The organism is Devosia sp., from assembly GCF_017307565.1.
GTDB lineage: Bacteria > Pseudomonadota > Alphaproteobacteria > Rhizobiales > Devosiaceae > Devosia.
This window is the reverse complement of record NZ_JAFKHD010000377.1, coordinates 1-1,358: the sequence shown is the minus strand read 5'-3', so window position 1 is coordinate 1,358 and position 1,358 is coordinate 1. Positions and strand designations below refer to the sequence as shown.

General features: G+C 57.4%; 2 protein-coding genes and 1 pseudogene. All 3 read left to right on the top strand.

Going from position 1 to position 1,358, the window contains the following annotated elements:
* A pseudogene (locus J0I64_RS15455) lies at positions 1–560 on the top strand (23S rRNA (adenine(2503)-C(2))-methyltransferase RlmN); the annotation flags it as partial.
* Between the two features lie 84 nt (positions 561–644).
* On the top strand, positions 645–878 hold the full coding sequence (locus J0I64_RS15450) for a type II toxin-antitoxin system prevent-host-death family antitoxin (protein ID WP_291409829.1): 234 nt from the start codon (positions 645–647) through the stop codon (positions 876–878).
* On the top strand, positions 875–1,276 hold the full coding sequence (locus tag J0I64_RS15445; RefSeq protein ID WP_291409827.1) for a type II toxin-antitoxin system VapC family toxin: 402 nt from the start codon (positions 875–877) through the stop codon (positions 1,274–1,276). Before J0I64_RS15450 ends, J0I64_RS15445 begins: the two co-directional genes overlap by 4 nt.
* Positions 1,277–1,358: the final 82 nt, after the last annotated feature.

Here is a 1,358-nt window from a genome sequence, read left to right as displayed (position 1 = left end):
AGCAGGCCCTGCTCATCGCTTCGGCCGGCGACGGCATGTCGATCTCCAAGCGCCGCATCACGCTCTCGACCTCTGGCGTCGTGCCCTATATCGGCCCGACCGGCAGCGAGATCGACGTCATGCTGGCGATTTCGCTCCACGCCGTGCGCGATGATCTGCGCGACGTGCTGGTGCCGATCAACAAGAAGTGGCCGCTGAAAGAACTGCTTGAAGCCTGCCGCAACTATCCCGGCCTCTCCAATGCCCGCCGCATCACTTTCGAATATGTGATGCTCGACGGCATCAACGATTCTGACGCCGAAGCCAAGGAACTGGTGCGCCTGCTCGCAGGCATCCCTGCAAAGATCAACCTGATCCCATTCAATCCCTGGCCGGGTTCCAACTACGGCACCTCGCCTTCGAGCCGCATCGAGCGCTTTGCCGATATCGTCAACCGCGCCGGCTATGCCTCGCCCGTCCGCACCCCGCGCGGCCGCGACATCTTTGCCGCCTGCGGCCAGCTCAAGAGCGAAAGCGAACGCCTGTCCAAGAAGGACCGCGACGCCCTCGCCGGCGTATGAGCAAACCTTCGGCGCGGCGGTGCAAGATCAGCCTATGCTGGCACAACTCACAGAGATGCACTATCTTCAGGTGATGGAGGTCTCATGAAGGTTTCGCTGCACATCGCTGAAACAAAACTGTCTGAACTGATTGAAGCGGCTATCGCCGGGCAAGAAGTGGTGATCGACAAAGATGACCTGACCTCGGTAAAAATCGTCCCGCTTCAGAAGCTCAAGCCATTTAAGTTTGGCCTCTTAAAGGGCAAGGTTTCCACCGTACCTGACTTTCTTGAACGCATGGGCGACGAAGACTTGGATGCTTGGGAGGGCACTGTTTGAGCCTCGTTTTGCTGGATACCCATGTTTGGGCATGGTCTCTTTTGGCAGACGACCGGCTTTCAGCTGGAGCTATCGAAGCAATAAATTCGGCTGAAACGGTTCTAATCAGCGCAATCAGTTTTTACGAAATAGGCCAGAAAATTCGGCTGGGAAAATGGCCCGAAATGGCGCCCTATCATTTCGAACTGGTCGATCTTGCCGCACTCCAAGGCATAACGGTCTTGGACGTATCTGCTGCAGCCAGTCTGGCTGCCTCCATACTTGATTGGACACACCGAGATCCTTTCGACCGCATTATCGGCGCGACAGCGCTGGTTGAGGACGTTGCCTTAGTTTCTGCCGATGTCGCTTTCGATGACTTGAAGCAGCTCAACAAATGGCCTGGGCGCATCTGGTAGGCGCTATTCCCCCGCCACCCAATCAATCGTCCAACGGCCCCTGCCCTCGTCGCTCAGCACGTCGGCAAGCACAGGCATCAGC